Below are 20,796 nucleotides of genomic sequence, written 5' to 3' on the forward strand. Positions count from 1 at the left end.
CCATCGTGACACAAGCACAATATGATCTGGTAGTGGTCGGAGGCGGCCCCGGCGGTTACGTGGCAGCCATCCGCGCGGCACAACTGGGATTGAAAACGGCGTTGGTGGAAAAGGCCCAGCTCGGCGGCATTTGCCTGAACTGGGGCTGCATTCCGACCAAGGCCTTGCTGCGTTCTGCCGATGTCTTGCGGCTGGTGCGGGATGCCGGGCGTTTCGGTGTACTGACGGCGGCGCCGCAAATCGATCTGGCGGCGATGGTGGAACGTTCGCGGACGGTAGCGGCGCAGTTGCAAGGCGGCGTCGGTTATCTGATGAAAAAGAACAAGGTCACGGTGCTCAACGGCCATGCCAGACTGGCGGGACGCGGCAAGCTCAGCGTCACCAATGCCGACGGTGTATCGACGCTGGCGGCCAGGCATATCATCCTGGCCACCGGTGCTCGCGCACGTCCGTTGCCAGGCCTGACGCCGGATGGCGACAGCGTCTGGTCGTACCGCGAAGCCCTGGTGCCCAAGCGCGTGCCGCAACATCTGGTGGTGATCGGGGCCGGCGCCATCGGCATCGAGTTCGCCAGTTTTTATCATGCGCTGGGCGCCAAGGTCAGTGTGATCGAAATGGCCGACCGCGTATTGCCGGTGGAAGACGAGGAAGTATCGCAGTATGTCGGCGATGTGTTGCGCAAGCAGGGCATGCACCTGTACACCGGCTCGCGCATCCTTTCCAGCAGCAAGCGCCGGGTTGGTCAGACCCAGGAGTGGACGCTGCAACTCGATGGCAAGCACAAGGATAGTCTGACCGCTGACGTGATCCTGACCGCCGCCGGCATCATCGGCAATGTGGAAGAGCTCGGCCTGGAAGGTACGGCGGTCAAGGTCGAGCGCAGCCATATCGTCACTGATGCGTATGGCGCGACAGCAGAGCCGGGCGTCTACGCCATCGGCGACGTTGCCGGTGCACCGTGGCTGGCGCATAAAGCCAGTCACGAAGCGGTGATTTGCGTGGAGAAAATTGCCGGTCTGGCGCCCCATACGCTGGATATCACCAAGATTCCCGCCTGCACCTACAGCCATCCGCAGGTCGCCAGTGTCGGTCTGACCGAAGCGCAAGCCAGGGCCGGCGGACGTCAGGTCCGGGTCGGAAAATTTCCGTTTGCGGTCAATGGCAAGGCAATCGCATTGGGCGCGACCGCAGGTTTTGCCAAGGTGGTGTTCGATGCGGCCAGCGGCGAATTGCTGGGCGCGCACATGGTCGGGGAAGAAGTCACGGAAATGATCCAGGGCTATACGGTGGCACGCGAACTGGAAACCACCGAAGCCGAACTGATGGCCACCATCTTCCCCCATCCGACCCAGTCCGAAGCCATGCATGAAGCCGTATTGGCGGCGTATGAACGGTCCTTGCACATGTGACCGGCGGCAGTGCCGCCAGCTATTTTTGAAAGAAACACTATGTTGACACTGAAGCGTGCGGAGTTATTCCGCCAGCAATGTTATATCGATGGCCAATGGGCAGATGCCGATGACGGCGGCGTGGTGGCGGTCACCAATCCGGCCACTGGCGAGCGAATCGGCACCATTCCCAAAATGGGCGGCGCCGAAACACAGCGTGCGATTGCCGCTGCCAATGCCAGCTGGCGCGGCTGGCGCAGCAAATCGGCCAAGGAACGGGCGCTTATCTTGCGCCGCTGGTTCGATCTGATGCTGGCGCACGCCGATGATCTGGCGCAGATCATGACGGCCGAACAAGGCAAGCCGCTGGCCGAATCGAAAGGCGAGATTGCTTACGCTGCCTCGTATCTGGAATGGTTTGGCGAAGAGGGCAAGCGGGCCTATGGCGACACTATTCCGGGTCCGGCGGCAGACCGCCGGATTGTGGTGATCAAGGAACCGATCGGCGTCTGCGCGGCGATTACACCGTGGAACTTCCCGGCCGCGATGATTACCCGCAAGGCCGGCGCGGCACTGGCAGCAGGTTGTCCGATCGTGGTCAAACCGGCGACCCAGACCCCGTACTCGGCGCTGGCGCTGGCAGTACTGGCAGCGGAAGCCGGCGTACCGGCTGGCGTGTTTTCAGTCGTCACCGGTTCGGCTGCTGCCATTGGCGCCGAAATGACCAGCAACCCGGTGGTGCGCAAACTGAGCTTTACCGGCTCCACCGAAATTGGTCGCATGCTGATGGCGCAAAGCGCGGCCACGGTGAAAAAGGTATCGATGGAACTGGGCGGCAATGCGCCATTCATCGTGTTCGACGATGCCGATCTGGATGCCGCCGTGGAAGGCGCGCTGGCCAGCAAATTCCGCAATACCGGCCAAACCTGTGTCTGCGCCAATCGCCTCTACGTGCAAGATGGTGTCTATGACGCCTTTGCCGAAAAACTGGTGGCCGCCGTCAACCAGATGAAGGTGGGGAATGGCTTGACTGCCGGCGTCAATCAGGGACCGCTGATCGATGAAAATGCCGTGGCCAAGATGGAAGAACACATTGCCGACGCCATCAGCAAGGGCGGCACGGTGATTGCCGGCGGCAAGCGCCACGCGCTGGGACACACCTTCTTTGAGCCAACCGTGGTGCGCGACGCCAATGCCGGCATGCTGGTCGCCAAAGAAGAAACCTTCGGCCCGCTGGCGCCGCTGTTCCGTTTCCACCAGGATCAGGAAGTCATCGATCTGGCCAACGACACCGAATTCGGCCTCGCGAGTTATTTCTATACACGCGATATCGGCCGCGTCTGGCGCGTGTCCGAGGGTCTCGAATACGGCATGGTGGGCATCAACACCGGCATTATCTCGAATGAAATGGCGCCGTTCGGCGGCGTCAAGCAATCGGGTATCGGCCGCGAAGGTTCGCATTACGGCCTCGATGACTACCATGTCACCAAGTATCTGTGCATGGGCGGCATTTAGTTTTTCTTGAAAAAAGAGTTGTCGGCCTGAGTAAGGGCCCCGTCAGTCATGACGGGGCTTTTTTTTGTCCGGCAGATTGGCAAACAGGCAGCGCCGGCACCGACGTCATAGCGCTGACAGCGCTGACAAAGCGGACGTCTATCGGCTACACTGGCGCGCTTTACCTGCTATTTCGTCACCGTTCGCTGCCATTACGCACCGCTATCAATGGATCCACTTACCGCCAGCATCGCGCTGTCCATCACGCAGTTATGCATCTCGGCGATCATGGCGGGCATCTATTTTGCCGCCCCGGTCGAGCGCTGTACGCGGTTTTGGGCCATGTCCGGGATCCTGACCGGCAGCGGCATCACGATTGTGCTGGTCAATGCCGGCCGGCCCGCCGGTCTGCTGCTGGCGGTGGGTAACATCGGTTTGTTTGCCGGCTGCGTAGTGGTCTGGATGGGATTGAAAATTTTCTTCGGACAGGCGGCAACGCGCTGGGGCTATTTACTGATTGCCCTGTTTTCCTTCCTGTTCTTGCTGCTGCTGGCAAACAATGCCGGTTTTACCACCCGTTCGCACCTGATCAGCGCCAGTCTGGTGCTGGTGTTTGTGCTGTGCCTGCAAACCCTGTTGGCATCGGGTCCGGCCGTAGTCGGCAGCAAACGCAGTTTCGCCCGTGGCATGGGGACTGCCGGCCTGCTGTTGCTGATCGGCGCGCATATGTTGCGCATTGCCGTGTCGCTATATGAACCCGCGTTATTCAGACCCGCCACCATTTCGCATTTCGGCGCGGTGGTACTTTATCTGGTGCCGCTGGCCGGCACCTTGCTGTTTTTTTCCGCATTGTTGCTGCTGTATTTCGAGCGCATCAAAAACGATCTGTTGTTGTCGCTGGCGGCCAAACAGGATGCGCTGGAAACCCAGATACGCTTTGTCGACATGTTTTCCCATGAATATCGCACGCCGTTGGCGGTGATTCGTACCAATCTGGATATCTTGCAGAGTAAAGATCAGGCCAACGGCGACCGGCTGAGTGCCAATCTGGCAAAAATGCGACGTGCCGTGCTGCGGCTGGTAGAGGTGGCGGAAACGGCATTGACACAGGAGCAAACCGAGCAGGGCTTGCCCGACATTCAGCGCGAAGCAATCTTTCTGCCTGATTTCCTGCATGCCGTCATCGACGAGGCGGCCGTCTTCTGGAGTGACCGCGTGCCACAACTCAGGCTGGAACAAGCCGATGCACTGGTCATCAGCGGCGACCGCAAACTACTCAAGACAGCGTTGCTGAACCTGCTCGATAACGCCATCAAGTATGGACCGAGGCAGGGCGCCGTCACCGTGGCACTGACGGCAACCGACGGCGCGCTGACGTTGACGGTCAACGATGACGGGCCAGGTATTCCAGAGCAGGAACTGGGGCAGGTGTTTGGCAAATATTTTCGCGGCAGCCGCACCGGCCTTATCCGCGGCAGCGGCATGGGGCTGTATCTGGTGCAGCGCATCGTGGCCCGGCACGCCGGCAATGTCAGCCTGCGCAATCGGGCGACCGGCGGCACGAGCGCAACAATTACATTACCGTTTCACACAGGGGAGGCCGGGGGTGGCAGAGTCAGACATTAACGTGGTGCTGGTCGAGGATGACGAGGATTTGCGCGACAGCGTGGTCGAATGGCTGGAACTGGCCGGTATGCAGGTCAGTGCCGTGGGCAGCGCGGCCGAGTTTTATCAGGTCTTGCCCAAACGCGATTTTCAGGTAGCGGTGATCGACGTCGGCTTGCCGGACCAGTCGGGCCATGTGCTGGCGCAATACCTCCGCGCCAATACCGGTACCGCAGTCATCATGCTGACTGCGCGCAGCACAATTGATGACAAGATCAAAGGGTATGACAGCGGTGCCGACCTCTATCTGGTCAAGCCGGTGGACTGCCGTGAGCTGTCAGCAGCGATTGTCAGTATTGCGCAGCGGGTACGCAAATTTTCCCCGGAACCGCCGGCAACGCAACATATGCCGGCCGCTCAACATCTCTGGACCATCTCCGCCGCCCAGTGGCAACTCAGCGGGGCCGGCGATGCGCAGATCTCGCTGAGCGTGAAAGAATTGAAGTTCCTTGCATTGCTGGCAGCCACGCCCGGCCAGCCGGTGTTGCGCAAAACCGTGCTGACCGAACTGTATCAGCGCCATGACGACTATACCGGGCGTTCGCTCGACTCCATGGTGCGGCGTTTGCGTGCGAAAGTGGTAGCCGCAACCGGTGTCGCCATTCCGATCCGGACCGTGCATGCGGTCGGCTACTGCTTCGCCGGCGCCATCGCCATGTGCTGAATGTTCTTTCCGGGCCGCTATCCGGCTCGCATGCAAAAACGTCACATTCGGTCACATTTGGTGGTAACTGGTAGCTTGCGACGCGGCAAGTGACTCTCTATTCTCCTGCGTTGAAATTTCATAAAAATCAACGGTCGCGACTCGCGTTTCCTGTGTCACGGGAAGCACCGCCGCAAATGGGGAAAGCTCGTCACTATCATGTCTCACATCAAATCTCAATTGAAACGCTCGTCCATCGCGCTGGCCGTCATGGCAACGCTTGTCAGTACATCCGCACTTGCCGAAGACGTCCTGATCTATAACGTCATTCCAGTTCATGCCAGCACTGGCCCGACACTGGCGGGACGGCTGACAGCCGCCGGTCTTTCGTCAACCGTTGTGGCGTGGCAAGGCGGCAGCATCGCACCGTTACCTGGATTGTCCGGTTTCAAGCAGGTGTGGGATTTGAATGCGACGGGAGCGTTGACTGCCGACGAAAAGTCCAGTTATCTGAGCTATCTGCAAGGCGGCGGTGCCATGTTCATGATGGGAGAAGTTCCAGGCTATGGCGGGGCGCGCAATGCCAGCCTGCTCAGCTTCTTTCAAACAGCCGGTGGTGGCAATCTGACTATCACTGCCAGTGCGGCGCAGGACCAGCAAACTGTCACAGATGCTTTCAAAATTCCAGGTGGTGCCACGACGATCACTTACCCTACGCCTGGCGGTTTCACCAGCCTTGGTACCAGCACCTGCCTGACGGTTGACAGGAATAATGCCTGTGCGGCAATCGCGTTCAAGGTCGGATCGCTGGCCAATGCAACCAAGGGCTCAATCGTGAGTGTATTGGACGTCAATTTTCTCGAATCCCAAAGAATTGGAACTTATCAGGGATTCATCGACGGCCTGATCTCCTTTGTCACAATCCAATCCAACGGCGGCGACGGCAGCAGCGGTGGCAACAGCAGCAGCGGATTCGTTCCCAATTCCAACAATGCCAGCGTCGGTGCTGCTGCGGTGCTGGACAAACTGACGAACGCGACGACCATTGATGTCTACATGGCGTCGGCTATCGGCCGCCTGGCAGCGCTGTCAGGTCCGAAGCAGGCACAGGCACTGCAACGCATCGCACCGCAAACCGGGCAGGTGCAGACGGTAGCGGCAACCCAGGTGGTCAGCGGTGCGCTCGACACGATTCAGACCCGCTTGGGCGGCATTCGCAGCACCAGCGGTTTCAGCGTCGGCATGGTCGATGATCTGCAAGACGGCAAGATGATGCTGGCCAGTAATGGTGACACCGTCGGACTGTTTACTGAAGCCACCAAAAAATACGGGGTCTGGACCAAAGTGTTCGGCAGCCGCGCCAGCCAGGACATGCAAAGCAGCTACGCTGGCTATACCTCCAACAGCTGGGGTCTTGCTTACGGTATGGACACCTTGCTGCGCAGCGGCTGGGTGGTCGGCGGTGCGTTCACCTATGCCGACACCAATATCAACATGAGCGATTTCCGCAGCGGCGACAGCAGCAAAATCCGCACCTATCAGTTGAGCGCCTACGCCAGCCGCGATTTCGACAACTGGTATCTGGAAAGCATGCTGGCGTATGCCAAACAGAAAAACAGCGGCAGCCGCGACACCGCCGTTTCCGGCATCGCCTACAGCAGCTATGACGGTCAGCAAGTCGCCGCGCGCGTCACTGCCGGTTATCCGATTACCCTCAACGACAAGTGGACCGTCACGCCTACCGCCGGTCTTGAATATACCTATCTGAGCCAGGACGCCTATCAGGAAACCGGCGCCGGCCCGCTGTCGCTGAGCATCAATGGTCAATCGGCCAACCGCGTGCGCAGTGTCATCGGCAGCAAGCTGGCGACACAACTGGAAACCGCCGATGGCGTGACCATTACGCCATCGGCCAATATCGGCTGGCGTCATGAGTTCAACAACAGCGGCATGGATTCCACCGCGACATTTACCGGCGGCGGGGCCGCGTTCAAGACGCCGGGCCAGTCGCTGACGCGCGACACCATGAATCTGGGTGCGGCGGTATCGTTCCAGAAGTCGAAGAACTTCGTGCTGAGTCTGCAACTGGATGGCGAAAAATCGGCCGGCTACTACAGCGTTGCCGGGCAAGTTACCGGACAATGGCGCTTCTGATACTGCGGTAAGCACGGATACGCAGTCGTCGTCTCAGCAAAAATCCACAACCTCACCGTTGTGGATTTTTTGCATGTAAAGGAAGTATCTCGCCCGGCACCGGCCCGCGCGCGCTGCCTCAATGCGAGGACGAGGTCCGCCAGCGCGGATCGCGGAAATCATCCCGCAACGGCTTGGCAGCGTCTTCCCGCTCGGGCACGACCTGGATGGTACGGGTCGGCAGGGCAAACCGGATGCCGTTGGCAGCAAGCTCGGCAATCAATTCGAAATTGATGCTTTGCTGAATATCCATGTACACGTTGTAGCTGGCGTCCGTGACGTAATAGACCACTTCGAATTCCAGTGCATTGACGCCGAAGCCTTTCATGTGTGCGCGGTCGAAACGGGTCGTGCCGGCTGATTCAACGGCGTGCTTCACGATCTCCGGAATTTTCCTGAGTTTCTCGGGGGCGCAGTCATACGTCACGCCAAACGCGAACAGGATGCGCCGCTCGCTCATGCGCTTGTAGTTGTGGATGGTGTTCTTGAGCAGCTCGGTATTGCTGCACACGATCTGTTCGCCGCTGAGACTGCGGATGCGGGTGGTCTTCAGGCCGATATGTTCGATGCTGCCGGCGATATCGCCGAAGACAATGAAGTCGCCGGTTTCGAATGGCTTGTCGAGACCGATGGCAGCCGAAGCAAACAGGTCACTCAGGATGCTCTGGACCGCCAGCGCCACGGCGACGCCGCCGACCCCGAGGCTGGCCACAAAGGCAGTGATGTTGACGCCGACGTTGGACAGTACCGCCAGCAACAGGATCGACCACAGCAGCGCCCGCAGCGCCCAGGAAATCATGGTGGTGATGACCGGGTTGTGCGCGGTGGCGCTTTGTCCCTGCAAGCGCTGCGCGGTCCAGATCGACACCCCGCGGTTTACCCACAGCGCCACCTGAAAGCCGATCACGAGAAACCATAAGTGATCGATGCGGTTATCCCACTTGTCGGGCAGGGTCAGGAACTGGACTCCGATCAGCAGCGCGGCAAGCATGATGGCGAAGCGGTGGGTACCTTTCAGGATTTCGACGGCGATGTCGTCAATCCGTGCAGAGGTGCGACTGGCCAGTCGCTGCAAGCGCGCGATAAGAAATTTCAGCAAATACACGATAAACAGGTAACTGACAACGACTGCAATCAGTGCATGCAGCCATTCGGTAGCAGGCAGTCCCTGCATGGCATTCCAGGCTGGCCAGGTATCCATCTTCACTCCTTCACTTCAGGATGCAATAAGAACATCACATCGGATTGGCAACATATTCCGGTAAGCAAGTTTGTTGCGGATCAACTGCATTAGTTCCGGTTATCTGCACACCGTCGCCATGATGGCGGGGCGGGCGGGAGAGAAGGCGGCATGCACTGACGGCGCATGCCGGGCATGAGGCGTAGGAACAAGACGCCGCACGGTTCGTGCAAGCCACTGGTGCCGGCGACGTATACGTTGTTTGGCGTGACTGGCGTAATACCGCTGGTGCTCAACGGCAGCCGATTTGTTTCGGGGAATGGGAGGAAGAGCGCGTGGTGCCGGCCAGCGCGGGGATAGAGCGCGTGACCGCTGGCAACCGAGCGAATGCTGCGTTGAACAAGCGAGTTCAGGTCTTGACGATGCTCGGGACCCGGACTCGCCCGCGATGCTTATACCGACGCCAGCCAATCCTGCCAGCGACGCAGTACGCTGGCGCCATGCTGGCCCCACCATGCCGAATTCAGATAGAAGCTGTTGTTCCGGGTGTACTCGGTCCCGGCCAGATCGCGCGCCTGTTCCGGCGCAATTTCCGCCAGCACCGACTTAAGCGTTGGCGTGTAACCGAGGCTTGCCAATACTTTTCGCTGCGGTGCCGGTTGCAGCGAATAAGCCACCGCGTCGTAAGCATTCTTCAGGTTGGGCGCACCCTTGGGGATCACCAGTTGCTGAATGTCGACCATCGCCTGACCCCAGGAATACTTGACGTTGACGCCAGCTTTTTGCACCGATTTCAGTCGCGCCAGATTGATGATGCCCGTCACCACTTCTTGCGACGTGATGGCGTTGGCTAGTGCGCTGGTGTCGAGGAACACCGCATGCTTCTTGATGCGGTCCAGGCTGGCGAAGGCGCGGTCTACATCCAGCGGATACAGTTTGTCGAGCGCTACGCCATCGGCCAGCAACGCGATTTCAAGCGAAAACCAGGGCAGCTTGGACAGTCCGCGTTTGCCCGGGTATTTCTCCACATTCCAGACGTCAGCCCACGAATTCAGTTCACCTTTGATGGCATTGGCGTTCCAGAAAATATTCAGGCTGAACTGGTACCACGGCACGCTGTAAGGTGTCGCCAGTTTCGGATTGAACAGCAGGTTGGGCGATACCAGTCCGGCCGGTAATGGTTGCAGCAGGTCGGCGGCAATGAATTGCGCCAATGTCGCCCCCTGGGCATCAATCAGATCCCATTCGGTGCGACGCGCACGGACCATCGCGGTGGCCTTGGCGACATCCGAGCCGCCGGTGGTGGTCAGCACTTTGACATTGGTGCTCTGGGCGAACGGATCGAACACCGCGGTGCGGATCGCCTGTTCGTAGCTGCCGCCGAAACCGGCATACACCAGATTACCCGTGCTCTGGGCCAAGACGCTGTTGGCAGACAGGCCGAGCGTGCCCAGTCCGGCGCTGAGTCCGGCCAGTCCGGTGGTGCGCAACCATGCGCGGCGTTGAGGTTGAAAATCTGTGGTCATGAATTTCCCCGTGGTTGGAAGTGATGATGGAATACGTGATACTTGAGATCGTTGCTCAGGACACGGCAAAGGCTTGCCAGTCCTGGCTACAGAACGTGAGACCGACGGCTTGCCCGGCAATGAAGGCAGCATGGCGACCATCATTGATGACGCGCGCCATGATGATGGCCGTGCCGTCAAGCGCGATGCGGTATTCGTAATAGCGTCCCATGAAGATGCTTTCAATGATGTTGCCGCGCAATGGTGCCGCTGCAATATCGGTGCTGACGGCTACGCGTTCCGGGCGAATCGCGAGTGTCACTGCGGTGTCGGGACGAAACCGGCCGGCCCCGATATCGATCAGCGCGCCATTGCTCAGGCGCACGCTGTTGCCCAGCTCGATACGGCCGGAAAAGATATTGTTGTCACCCAAAAAGTCGGCTACGAACAGCGTTGCCGGACGCTCGTACAACTCGGCCGGGGTGCCGACCTGTTCCACCTTGCCCTGATTCAGGATGGCGATGCGGTCCGACATCGCCATTGCTTCTTCCTGATCATGCGTGACATACACCACCGTGATGCCAAGACGGCGTTGCAGGCGTTTGAGTTCGCCTTGCAGATGCAGTCGCAGGTTGCGGTCAAGTGCGCCCAACGGTTCATCCATCAGCAGCACCGGCGGATCGAAGATCAGTGCGCGCGCAATCGCCACGCGCTGTTGCTGGCCGCCGGAAAGCTGCTCTGGCAGGGCATCGGGGTTCTTGAGCTGCACCAGCGCCAGCGCTGCGCTGACACGCTGTTCGATCTCGGCACGCGAACGGCCGCGCACCTCAAGCGGGAACGCCAGGTTTTGCGCCACGCTCATGTGTGGAAACAGGGCGTAGTTCTGAAACACGATGCCGAGCTCGCGCGCTTGCGGCGTCAGACCGGCCAGATCACGGCCATCAATGGCAACGCTGCCGGCATCGGGTTCGGCAAAGCCGGCCAGTAACATCAGTGTGGTGGTTTTGCCGCAGCCCGAGGGGCCGAGAATGGTAAAGAATTCACCGCTGTCGATGTTCAGGTCAAGATTGCTGACGCCGGTGTGATCAGGAAACTGTTTGCTCAGCTTGCTTAATTCGATTCGGCCGCGGGTGGCCGAAGGTGTTGGATTTTGCATCTGATTCCACATATCAAGTGATCAACGCTGACGTTGAGATGGCCGGGCGCGTACAAATCGGGCGCCGCCGGCGATGGCGAGGGCAGTCACCACCATGGTCAGTACCGCAATTACGCCAATGGTGGGGTCGCTCTCGAATGACAGCGCTTCATACATGCGGCGCGGCAAGGTCTTGACTTGCAGCCCGGACAGAAAGACCGCGATTGAGGCTTCATCGAATGACGACAGGAACGAGAAAAAGGCCCCGGTCAGCAAACTGCCCGACAACAGCGGAATCAGAATGCGCCGCACCTGAGTCGCGACGGAGGCGCCCATGCTGGCGGCGGCACGCTCCAGTGACGGGTTGAGCATCTGCAAATTGGCGCCGACCAGGATAAAGACAAACGGCAGGGCAATCGTCAAATGCGCCAGCAAGATGCCGAACTTGGTGTCGGTCAATCCCAGCGGCAGCCATGCGAGGAAAAATGCAGCGGCGGCCACCACGGTTGGAAACACCAGCGGAAAATTGAGCAGCACGGTTGCTGCCAGCGCCGGCTTGCCGCGCCAGCCGCGGGCCACGCCAACCGCAGCAAAGCCGCCGAGGATGCAAGACAGCACGGTGACGCCGGCGGCGATTTCGATACTGGTCCATAACGGCGCCAGCCACTGTGCGCTGAAGAAGCCGGAATACCATTGGGTTGACCAGCCCGGCGGCGGGAAGATCAGCGTGCGTGTCGAGGAAAATGAAATCGGGATCGCGATCAATTGCGGCAGCAGAATGATCAGTCCGGCCACCAGTGCATAGCCGGTGATCAGTCCCGGCACGCGCGACAGGCCCGATTTGTCGATGGCGATGGCCAGCCGGCTGGCCCACTGCGCGATGCGCGAATGACGAGGTGCGCGCCGTTGCCGATGCTGCTGAGCTTGCCGGATCGACGATGGCGAAACCAGTTCTGCCAGGCGACCGCCGAGGCCCCAGCGAAAGACCAGCAATATCACCGCCACCCCGGCCGCCAGCAGAATTGATGCGGCCGCCGCCAGCCCGTAATCAGCCTGTTGCGAAATCGCACTTTCGATCAGGGCCCCAATCATGCGGCCGCTGTTGCCGCCCAGCAGGGCCGGCGTGACAAAGGCGCCGACGCCGTAGACGAAGCACAATACCGTGCCGACCTTGATACCGGGCCAGCTGGCTGGTACGAATACCTTGACGAAGCCGGTGGCCGGACCGGCACCGAGGCTGGAACTGGCGCGCAACAGCGATGGTTCGATATTGCGCATGACGCTGACCAGCGGAAAGATCATCATCGGCAGCAAGAAGTGGGTCAGACCGATGATGACGGCGGTGGCGTTGAACAGCAATTCCAGCGTATGCCAGCCGGCCGCCTGCAAGCCTTGATTGACCAGGCCGATGCGGCCCAGCAGTATTTGCCAGGCGAAGGTGCGGATCAAGATGCTGGTCAGGTAAGGCGCAGCCACGCACAGGATCAGCAGGCGGCGCAACCATGCTCGCGGGCTGGTGGCAATGCGGTACGCAATCGGATAACCGATGAGCAAGGCCAGCATGGTGGAAATCGCCGCCAGCCCCAGCGTACGGCCGAGCGTGCGCAGATAGCCGGATTGCGTCAGCAGGCGGCTGTAATTGCCGAAACCCCATTCCGGATCGGTTACGCTGTGCAGCAGCAGGATGCCCAATGGCACAACATACAGCACGCCAGTGACGATCAGGGCCGGATAGGCCAGGGCGCGCCATGCGATGTTGCCGGCGCGAACCTTGGGTGAGGGCGTCGCCGCGCCGGTACTGAGCTGGTTGGGCAAAGCGGATTGCAGCATTGTCATGCAGCCTCTGATCCGGACGCTGCCGGATGCGCCGGGCGCGTGACATGCAGGTTTTCTCTGAGCGTGCTGCCTTCGTAAGCGGTGCGGAACAAGCCACGCCGTTGCAGGATCGGTACCACCTGATCAAGAAAATCGGTCAGGCCGGCGGGGAAATACGGCGCCATGATATTGAAGCCGTCGCACGCCTCATCCTGGAACCAGTCGGCAATCTGATCGGCGACATCCTCGGCCGTGCCATGAATTTCAAGATGACCGGCACCGCCGATCATGGATTGATACAGTTGGCGGATAGTCAAGCCCCTGGCGCGTGCGCGGTCCAGAATATCGGTGGCGCTGCGGATGCCATTGGATTGCGGGAAGTCGTGCGGAATCGGGCCATCCAGCGGATAAGCCGACATATCGCCAAACTTGGTGGCCAGCGCGGTCAGGCCCAGCTGCGGATGGACCAGTTGTTGCAAGGCGTCGTACTTGTCCTTGGCTTCCTGACGGCTGTGGCCGATGATCGGCAAGATGCCGGGCATGACGTTGAGGGCCGACGGCGCGCGGCCGAAGGCAACGGCTTTTTGCCTGATCTCGGCATAGAACGCGCGGGCGGCCTGTTTGTCGTTTTGTGCGGTGTACACCAGGTCGGCAAAGCGCGCGCCAATTTCCTGACCCGGTCCCGACGAACCGGCCTGCGCAATCACCGGCCATCCCTGTACCGGTCTTTCGATGTTCAAGGGGCCGCGTACATGGAAGTGCTCGCCCTTGTGATGCAATACATGCATCTTGTTGGTGTCGATGTAGCGACCGCTGGCCTTGTCGCGCAGGAAGGCGTCGTCTTCCCAGCTATCCCACAGACCGGTCACCACTTCCACGAATTCTTGCGCCCGCCGGTAACGCAGATCATGCGCCAGATGAGATTCGCGGTTGTAGTTCTTGGCCTCCGCTTCACTCCATGAGGTGACGATGTTCCAGCCGGTGCGGCCGCCGCTCAGGTGATCCAGCGAGGCAAACTTGCGGGCGATGGTGTACGGCTCGTTGTAGGTCGTCGATGCGGTGGCGATGTAACCGATGTGCCCGGTCACTGCAGACAGCGCCGCGATCAGCGTGGTCGGTTCGAATTGTTCGATGCGCCCGACATATTGCAGCGAATCATTATCGGCGGCGGCACTGCGCACGGCGGCGCCATCGGCGAAAAAGATGAAATGAATACTGGCGCGTTCCGCCGCCAGCGCGATGTTTTTCCAGAATTTGAAATCCAGTGCGCAGTCCGCTGCGGCTTGCGGCAGGCGCCATCCGGATGGATGGGTACCGTTGGACACCAGACTGAGACCGAGTTTGAGTTGTTTTTTCTGCATTGTGGCTACCATCAAAAAGAATCGGACAGAGGACTCAAATACCGCGATCTTGCGTTGCTGCACGCAACGCGGGAATGAGTTGCCGTCCGTATTGTTCGGCATCGGCGGCGATATCCCAGCCGCGCAAATAGATCGCGTGCGCGCCGAGGTCGTAATAGCGCAGATACGCCTCGACCACCTGGTCCACCGTGCCGACCAGCGCCGAAGTGGAACCGCCGCGCCCGACCAGACGGGTAAAGCCGAGCCACAATCGTTCATCGTGAACGTCGTTGTCATGGGCGTAAGCATTGAGCCGCTGCGCGCCGACCGAATGCAACTTGAAAGCACCTTGCGTGAGCGTGGCCGGCGCCTTGCCGGCTTGCGCCAGTTGCTGCGCGGCGGCGGCATAGATATGTTCGGCACGCTGCCATGCGTCGGCTTCGGTGGCGCCGATGATGGCGCGCAACGACACGCTGAAGCCGGGACTGGGGCGTCCCAATTCCTGCGCCCGGCTGCGGACGTTGTGAATGCATTCAGCGATGCCGGCCAGCGGTTCGCCCCACAACATGTACTTGTCCGCATATTGCGCACCGACGTCAATCGCTTCCGGCGATGAGCCGCCGAATGACAGTGTCAATGGGGCGTCGGAACGGATGGCACTGAAGCCTTGCTCAAACTGATAGAAGTCGCCGCGGTGATTGAATGGTTCGCGCGCGCTCCAGATGGCGCGCAGCAATTTCATGTATTCGGCGGTGCGGGCGTAGCGCAGGTGTAGCGGCAGGGTATCGCCGTCGCGCAGCAGTTCGCCGCCGGGGCTGCCGCTGATGATGTGTAGCGCAATGCGTCCGCCGCCGCTGAGCTTGTCGAGCGTGATGGCCTGACGAGCCGCGACGGTCGGCTGGACAAAGCCGGGCCGGTGCGCAATCAATACCTTGAGAGTGGTGGTGACGCGCAGCACGTGCGCCGCGATTTGCCAACTGTCCGGGCCCCACGAGTCGGCACCGATCAGGACCGAATCAAAGCCGGCACGCTCGTGTGCCAGTGCGGTCTGTTCGATATAGTCGATGTCAAAATCGTCCGACCACCAGAGTCCGGTGGTCTCGGTCTGGCGTGTATGCGTGACATATCCAATGATTTCTGCTGCCAAGATTTTTCTCTGTTTGTTGATTCAACTAAAAACATGAATTTCTAAATATGAAATTCAATTTCTCTATTTGAATTATTATAAACAGGCGAAAAAATCCCTTTAAGTCCTAAATTCTTCTTTGCAAATTACAAAAACGAACTTGGGCGGCGCAGGAAGCTATTCAGGAAGTTTTCAGATAACCGAGTTGTCGCGAGATGCCTTGGGCTGTGGCGATCAGCAGTTCACTGGAGGTTTTGATGAAGTCGGGCGTCATGCGAACGGCCGGGGCCCAGATACCTACGCCCAGCGTGACTACGCCGAAGCGGTCATAGACCGGCGCCGCAATACCGACCATTTCACCCATGAATTCGCCACGGGCAATCGAGTAGCCGCGTTTGCGGGTGGCCTTGAAATCGGCGGCGAGCTTGTCCGGATCGACAATCGTGGCCGGGGTTACCGGCGTCAGCGGTGCTTGCAGCACGGCGGCTTCGAACGCGGCATTGTGCGCGATGATGGTCTTGCCCATTGCTGAAGAATAAGAGGGGACTTTGCTGCCCAGTTCGGTCACCACGCGCACCGGCTCGGCACTGTCGACGCGGTCGACATAAATTGCGGTCAGCGGGTCTTCGGCCGGGATCATGCCGAGATGGATGGTCTCGCCGCAGTTCTCCACAAACTTGTGCAGCAGTGGCCGTGCGCTTTCAGCGATTTCCCGGAAATTCACCGCCGCGCAGCCGATTTCCCATAACTTCACGCCCAGCCGGTAACGCTTGGTGCGCGGGTCCTGGGCGATCCAACCGGCAGCCCGAAACGAGGCCAGGAAATGGTGTATCGTCGGTTGCGGCATGCCGGTCTCGGCGCACAACTCAATAATGCTCCAGTCCCGCTGCGGCCCGACGAAGGCCTCGATCAGAGTGGTCGCTTTTTTGATTGAGGTGAGCACGCGCGGCTTTCATGGCTGAATTGGTAGCTGCGCATTATACAAGTGATGTTCTGCCGACGGGCAACGGTGCCGGACCATCAGACAGTCGGGTCGAGCCGGAACCGAACGCAACCTCGGACATGCCACGCACGACAATGACAACGCCGTTTGCGGCGCCGGCCAGTTCAGGAATCTTTGGGATCTTTCGCATATTTGGCGACGATTTGCTCAATGTGTTCACGCGTCATGCGGATGAAATCCTTGACCACCGGATTATGGTCATGCAGGCGCGGGTAGACCACGTAGCCGCCAAATGAGATATCCGCATCGAAGGGACGGAACACTACGCCGCCGTGCTTGTTGCTGGCTGCCACCAGCGGATTGACCAGGCCGATGCCAAGACCTTGTGCGGCCAGCATGCAGGTCAGTGCGCCATACGGTGTTTCAATCGCCGGGATCGGCGTGACGCCGGCTTGTTCCAGTGCCTTGTCCAATGTCAGGCGGGTTTCTTCGGCATGCGACGGCAAGATCAGATTTTCACCTTCCAGGTCATTGACCCGAATGACCTTGCGGCGCGCCAGCGGATGACGCGAGGGCAGTGCGCACAGTGCCGGCAGTTTGTACAGGGTTTCGGCATTGACGCCCAGGGTTTCCGCGGCGATGGTAGCGAAGCCGATGTCGCAGTAGGAGGACGAAGTCCAGCGCCGCACCGTCGATTCGCTGCGCATTTCCAGCGACACCACCACATTTGGATATTTTTCCCGGTACTCCACCATTACTTGCGGCAGCACCGATTGCACGATGGCAGGCGTGCCGGCGACACGCAAGCGGCCGGTGCCGAAGATACGGATCTGGCGCGCCGATTGCGTCAGATTGTCGAGGCCGACGAAACTGCGTTCGACTTCCTGATAAAACGAGGTACCGGCATCGGTCGGTTGCAGGCGGCCCGCATTGCGGGTAAACAATTTCAATTTGAGTGCATCTTCCAGCTCTGCGATCAGGCGGCTGATACTGGGTTGCGAGGTGTGCAATTCTTCGGCCGCCGCTGTCATGGTCCCGCGCAGCATGATCAGTCGAAAGGCTTCAATCTGTTTGAAGTTCATGTTGGTCTCTCAGTCTCCGCATCTTTTATCGCTTGCCTGTTCTTTCCCGTATCGTGCCGCAGGGCCGCAAACAGCCGAGCAAGAGCTGTGCCAATACAGTTGAAACGGGTTGGGAAGCGCCTTTTTTGGCTATGGTAACCCCATATCAGAAATGAATAGTAAATGTAAAAAATGGTATTTGACGATATGTTCCGGCGACTCATAGAATTTGTTCCACTGACTCGTCGACAACTTCAAAGGGAGTAATTCATGGTACGCATCAAATCGGGGCTTTCCGCGCTTTGCGCATCGTTGTTGCTGGCGAATGTGGTGCATGCCGCCGAGCTGCCGCCGTTGCCCAAGGAGATCAAAGACAAGGGCGTCCTCAAAGTCGGCGTACGCTGTGATCAGCCGCCGTATGGTTTCAAGGATGCCTCCGGCAACTACGCCGGCATCGAAACCGAGATGGCGTTGCAGATTGCCGAGTGGGCCTTCGGTTCGCGCGACAAGGCCGAACTGACCTGTGTCACTGCGGAGAACCGGATTCCCCAGCTTACCGGCAAGAAGGTCGATATTCTGTATGCCACTCTGGGCGTGACACCGGAACGGGCGCGTGTGGTGGCATTCAGCGATGCGTATCGCTGGGATGGCTCGGACGTGGTGGTACTCAAGGACAGCCCGGTCAAGCATATCGCCGATCTCAAGGGCAAGACCGTGATCGCCCTGAAAGGCTCGAATCAGGCGCGTTGGTTTGAAGAGAAACAACCGGATACCGAAAGCATGCGTCTGAACTCCACCGCTGATGCCTTGCAGGCGCTGAAGCAAAAACGGGCCGACGGCGCGGCCTTTGATATTGCCTTGCTGGTCGGCATCACCAAAAATGACAGCAGCCTGCGTCGTCTCAATGAGCCATTCCTGCTGGTGGATGCCGCCGCCGGCTTGCGCAAGGGTGAAACCGAATGGCTGGCCTACGTCAATGCCGCCCAGACACGCATGAAGGCCGAGGGCTTGTATCGCAAATGGGCTGTCAAATGGGCTCCGGAAGGCACGGTCGAGCATTACGTATCGGGCTTCGAAAGCAAGCGCCCGGCCGAGAAATAATCACCATCAGTCATTCACCGGGGTAAGCGCATCATGGACTTCGACGTTCACTATATCTACGCACAGTTGCCGGCGCTTTGGCGCGGACTGCTGATGACGCTTGAAGTCAGCAGCATCTCGATTGCGATTTCCATCCTGGCCGGCATGGCAGGCGCGGCAATCAAGGTGATGCGCCTGCCGGTGCTGACACCGGCCATCAATGCGTATGTCGAGTTCATTCGCAACACGCCGCTGCTGGCGCAAATGTTCTTCATCTATTTCGGCTTGCCCAGCGCCGGCGTTACGCTGTCGCTGTTCTGGTCGGGCGTGCTGACGCTGTCGTTGTGGGCCAGCGCGTACCAGATTGAAAACATTCGCGGCGGTCTCAGCACGGTGCGGGCCGGTTTGCAAAATGCCTCGCTGGCGCTGGGCATGCGGCCGTGGCAATACATGCGCTTGATTGCCATGCCGCTGGCGCTGCGGGTAAGTCAGCCCTCGATTCTGAATACGTCGATTTCCCTGCTCAAAAACTCCTGTTTTCTGCAGGCGGTGGGACTGGCTGAAATCACCTATGTCGCCATGGACCGTATCGCGATGGATTTCCGTACGCTGGAAATGATGCTGGTATTGGGAGTGACTTATCTGGTGCTGGTGTTGTTGATGTCGCTGCTGTCCGGCTGGCTCGAACACCGGCTGCACAAACCGTTCAGGATGTAAGCCATGGACCTGCTGACCAATAATCTCGCCTTCATCGGCAAGGGCTTGCTGATGACGCTGGCACTGTCGCTGCTGACGCTGTTCTTCGCCACCGTGGTGGCAGCGTTGATGGGGCTGGCGGCGATGGCGCATTCGACGCCGCTGCGCTGGACCGTGCGCAGTCTGACCGAGCTGTTTCGCGGTGTGCCGCTGATCGTCAATGTGTTCTTCATTTACTTCGGCATGCCGATTTTCGGCCTGGAATTGTCGCCGTTTGTCTCGATTGTCATCAGCCTGACCATCTGGGGCGGCGCCAATGGCGCCGAGATTGTGCGCGGCGGATTGCGTGCGGTGCCGGCGCATCAGCTCAGCAGCGCGCTGGCGCTGGGCATGAAGTCGTGGGAAGTATTGCTGCTGATTCAGGTGCCACAGGCGATTCGCAGCATCTTGCCAGCCTATGTCGGGATGATGACGCAAATCGTACAGGCGACGTCGCTCGGCACCCTGATCGGCGTCACCGAATTCATGCGCACCGGACAGAGCATCGTCGACCGCGTGACCGTGATGGAAGGCTGGAACCCGGCATTTGCCGTCTATGCCGGCGTGCTGCTGGTGTACTTTCTGATCTGCTCCTTGCTGAGCGCCTGGGGCCGCCACCTGGAACGCCGCGCCACGCACGAACGGACACGTCATCCGACACCGGAAGACGAGCCGCTGAGCGAGGTTTCTGCAACGATGTTAAAGGTGTAAACCGATGATCTCTCTACGCAATGTTTGCAAGAAATATGGCGACAAGGACATCCTGAAAGGGATCGACCTTGATGTGCAAGCGGGTTCCTGCACCGTATTGCTGGGACCGAGCGGTTCCGGGAAAAGCACCTTGATCCGTTGCATCAATGGTCTGGTGCGGCCCGAAAGCGGTGAGATTGCACTGGCCGGCACGGCGGTGGCGCTGCATGACGAGCGCAACTGGCAGCAACTGCGCACGCAGGTCGGCATGGTGTTTCAGGACTACAGCCTGTTCGCGCATCTGAGCGTGATGGATAACATGACGCTGGTGCCGGTTCGGCGCGGCCTGATGGATAAGGCCACCGCGCAAAAGGAAGCGCTGGCGCTGCTGCACAAGGTCGGTCTGGCGTACAAGGCGCAGGCGCATCCAGGCGAGTTGTCGGGCGGCCAGCAGCAACGCGTAGCCATCGTCCGGGCCTTGTTGATGCGGCCCAAAGCCATGCTGTTTGACGAACCTACCTCGGCGCTTGATCCGGAAGCCATCGGCGGCGTGCTGGCCATCATGCGCGAATTGGCAGCAGATGGCATGACCATGATCGTGGTTACGCATGAAATGCGTTTTGCGCGTGAAGTGTCGGATCACATTGTGTTCATGGAGGATGGCCGGATTGTCGAGCAGGGGCCGCCCGCAGACATGTTTGAACGCCCCGCGCATGAGCGAACGCGCCGGTTCTTTTCCAATATCCATTGATCGCAAGCGCGATGGCCGCGAGGACTGTCCGATGCAGAAAATCACCAGCACT

General features: G+C 59.5%; 17 protein-coding genes. 9 read left to right on the top strand and 8 right to left on the bottom strand.

What is annotated here, in order from left to right:
- The first annotated feature begins 5 nt into the window (after positions 1-5).
- The 5 genes from lpdA (at position 6) to AKL27_RS01660 (ending at position 7,344) form a co-directional block, all read left to right on the top strand.
- Positions 6-1,409 carry a dihydrolipoyl dehydrogenase gene (lpdA, locus tag AKL27_RS01640; protein ID WP_050460862.1) on the top strand — a complete coding sequence of 468 codons (1,404 nt, stop codon included), beginning with the start codon at positions 6-8 and terminating at the stop codon, positions 1,407-1,409.
- A 39-nt stretch (positions 1,410-1,448) separates the two neighbouring features.
- Entirely contained in the window at positions 1,449-2,903 is a 1,455-nt protein-coding gene (gabD, locus tag AKL27_RS01645) for an NADP-dependent succinate-semialdehyde dehydrogenase (protein ID WP_050460863.1), read from the top strand.
- Between the two features lie 207 nt (positions 2,904-3,110).
- Positions 3,111-4,508: a sensor histidine kinase gene (locus AKL27_RS01650; RefSeq protein WP_050460864.1), complete on the top strand. Its 1,398-nt coding sequence runs from the start codon at positions 3,111-3,113 to the stop codon at positions 4,506-4,508.
- Positions 4,489-5,211, top strand: coding sequence for a response regulator transcription factor (locus AKL27_RS01655; protein WP_198155858.1), 723 nt, complete (start codon positions 4,489-4,491; stop codon positions 5,209-5,211). Before AKL27_RS01650 ends, AKL27_RS01655 begins: the two co-directional genes overlap by 20 nt.
- 198 nt (positions 5,212-5,409) lie before the next feature.
- Positions 5,410-7,344 (top strand): autotransporter family protein, encoded by a 1,935-nt coding sequence (locus tag AKL27_RS01660; RefSeq protein ID WP_083438792.1) that lies wholly within the window; start codon positions 5,410-5,412, stop codon positions 7,342-7,344.
- 118 nt (positions 7,345-7,462) lie between these two features.
- On the opposite strand, the gene AKL27_RS01665 is transcribed toward AKL27_RS01660, so the two are convergent.
- From AKL27_RS01665 to AKL27_RS01700, 8 genes are all read right to left on the bottom strand, one after another.
- Positions 7,463-8,584 (bottom strand): mechanosensitive ion channel family protein, encoded by a 1,122-nt coding sequence (locus AKL27_RS01665; protein WP_050460868.1) that lies wholly within the window; start codon positions 8,582-8,584, stop codon positions 7,463-7,465.
- A 431-nt stretch (positions 8,585-9,015) separates the two neighbouring features.
- A complete protein-coding gene (locus AKL27_RS01670) occupies positions 9,016-10,089 on the bottom strand; it encodes an ABC transporter substrate-binding protein (RefSeq protein ID WP_050460869.1) in 1,074 nt (357 codons plus the stop codon).
- Positions 10,090-10,144: 55 nt separating this feature from the next.
- Positions 10,145-11,224: an ABC transporter ATP-binding protein gene (locus AKL27_RS01675; RefSeq protein ID WP_050460870.1), complete on the bottom strand. Its 1,080-nt coding sequence runs from the start codon at positions 11,222-11,224 to the stop codon at positions 10,145-10,147.
- 21 nt (positions 11,225-11,245) lie between these two features.
- A complete protein-coding gene (locus AKL27_RS01680; RefSeq protein WP_083438794.1) occupies positions 11,246-13,039 on the bottom strand; it encodes an ABC transporter permease subunit in 1,794 nt (597 codons plus the stop codon).
- Positions 13,036-14,379 (bottom strand): LLM class flavin-dependent oxidoreductase, encoded by a 1,344-nt coding sequence (locus AKL27_RS01685; protein ID WP_050460873.1) that lies wholly within the window; start codon positions 14,377-14,379, stop codon positions 13,036-13,038. Before AKL27_RS01685 ends, AKL27_RS01680 begins: the two co-directional genes overlap by 4 nt.
- A 34-nt stretch (positions 14,380-14,413) precedes the next feature.
- Complete coding sequence (locus AKL27_RS01690; RefSeq protein WP_050460874.1) at positions 14,414-15,505, bottom strand: LLM class flavin-dependent oxidoreductase; 1,092 nt, start codon at positions 15,503-15,505, stop codon at positions 14,414-14,416.
- Between the two features lie 160 nt (positions 15,506-15,665).
- Positions 15,666-16,427, bottom strand: a complete 762-nt coding sequence (locus tag AKL27_RS01695) for an IclR family transcriptional regulator (protein WP_050460875.1) — start codon at positions 16,425-16,427, stop codon at positions 15,666-15,668.
- A gap of 164 nt (positions 16,428-16,591) precedes the next feature.
- Positions 16,592-17,509 carry a LysR substrate-binding domain-containing protein gene (locus tag AKL27_RS01700; RefSeq protein WP_050460876.1) on the bottom strand — a complete coding sequence of 306 codons (918 nt, stop codon included), beginning with the start codon at positions 17,507-17,509 and terminating at the stop codon, positions 16,592-16,594.
- A gap of 249 nt (positions 17,510-17,758) precedes the next feature.
- On the opposite strand from AKL27_RS01700, the gene AKL27_RS01705 reads away from it, so the two are divergent.
- The 4 genes from AKL27_RS01705 to AKL27_RS01720 are packed head-to-tail and all read left to right on the top strand — an operon-like array spanning position 17,759 to position 20,744.
- A complete protein-coding gene (locus AKL27_RS01705; protein ID WP_050460877.1) occupies positions 17,759-18,589 on the top strand; it encodes a transporter substrate-binding domain-containing protein in 831 nt (276 codons plus the stop codon).
- Between the two features lie 33 nt (positions 18,590-18,622).
- Entirely contained in the window at positions 18,623-19,285 is a 663-nt protein-coding gene (locus tag AKL27_RS01710; RefSeq protein ID WP_050460878.1) for an amino acid ABC transporter permease, read from the top strand.
- A 3-nt stretch (positions 19,286-19,288) separates the two neighbouring features.
- Positions 19,289-20,014, top strand: a complete 726-nt coding sequence (locus AKL27_RS01715) for an amino acid ABC transporter permease (protein WP_050460879.1) — start codon at positions 19,289-19,291, stop codon at positions 20,012-20,014.
- 4 nt (positions 20,015-20,018) lie between these two features.
- Positions 20,019-20,744, top strand: a complete 726-nt coding sequence (locus tag AKL27_RS01720; protein WP_050460881.1) for an amino acid ABC transporter ATP-binding protein — start codon at positions 20,019-20,021, stop codon at positions 20,742-20,744.
- Positions 20,745-20,796: the final 52 nt, after the last annotated feature.

Source organism: Herbaspirillum autotrophicum (assembly GCF_001189915.1).
Lineage (GTDB): Bacteria > Pseudomonadota > Gammaproteobacteria > Burkholderiales > Burkholderiaceae_D > Herbaspirillum > Herbaspirillum autotrophicum.

Coding starts and splice junctions, on each gene's coding strand:
- gabD (WP_050460863.1), top strand. CDS start 1,449: ATGTTGACACTGAAGCGTGCGGAGTTATTCCGCCAGCAATGTTATATC.
- AKL27_RS01650 (WP_050460864.1), top strand. CDS start 3,111: ATGGATCCACTTACCGCCAGCATCGCGCTGTCCATCACGCAGTTATGC.
- AKL27_RS01660 (WP_083438792.1), top strand. CDS start 5,410: ATGTCTCACATCAAATCTCAATTGAAACGCTCGTCCATCGCGCTGGCC.
- AKL27_RS01665 (WP_050460868.1), bottom strand. CDS start 8,584: ATGGATACCTGGCCAGCCTGGAATGCCATGCAGGGACTGCCTGCTACC.
- AKL27_RS01670 (WP_050460869.1), bottom strand. CDS start 10,089: ATGACCACAGATTTTCAACCTCAACGCCGCGCATGGTTGCGCACCACC.
- AKL27_RS01675 (WP_050460870.1), bottom strand. CDS start 11,224: ATGCAAAATCCAACACCTTCGGCCACCCGCGGCCGAATCGAATTAAGC.
- AKL27_RS01680 (WP_083438794.1), bottom strand. CDS start 13,039: ATGACAATGCTGCAATCCGCTTTGCCCAACCAGCTCAGTACCGGCGCG.
- AKL27_RS01685 (WP_050460873.1), bottom strand. CDS start 14,379: ATGCAGAAAAAACAACTCAAACTCGGTCTCAGTCTGGTGTCCAACGGT.
- AKL27_RS01700 (WP_050460876.1), bottom strand. CDS start 17,509: ATGAACTTCAAACAGATTGAAGCCTTTCGACTGATCATGCTGCGCGGG.
- AKL27_RS01705 (WP_050460877.1), top strand. CDS start 17,759: ATGGTACGCATCAAATCGGGGCTTTCCGCGCTTTGCGCATCGTTGTTG.
- AKL27_RS01710 (WP_050460878.1), top strand. CDS start 18,623: ATGGACTTCGACGTTCACTATATCTACGCACAGTTGCCGGCGCTTTGG.
- AKL27_RS01715 (WP_050460879.1), top strand. CDS start 19,289: ATGGACCTGCTGACCAATAATCTCGCCTTCATCGGCAAGGGCTTGCTG.
- AKL27_RS01720 (WP_050460881.1), top strand. CDS start 20,019: ATGATCTCTCTACGCAATGTTTGCAAGAAATATGGCGACAAGGACATC.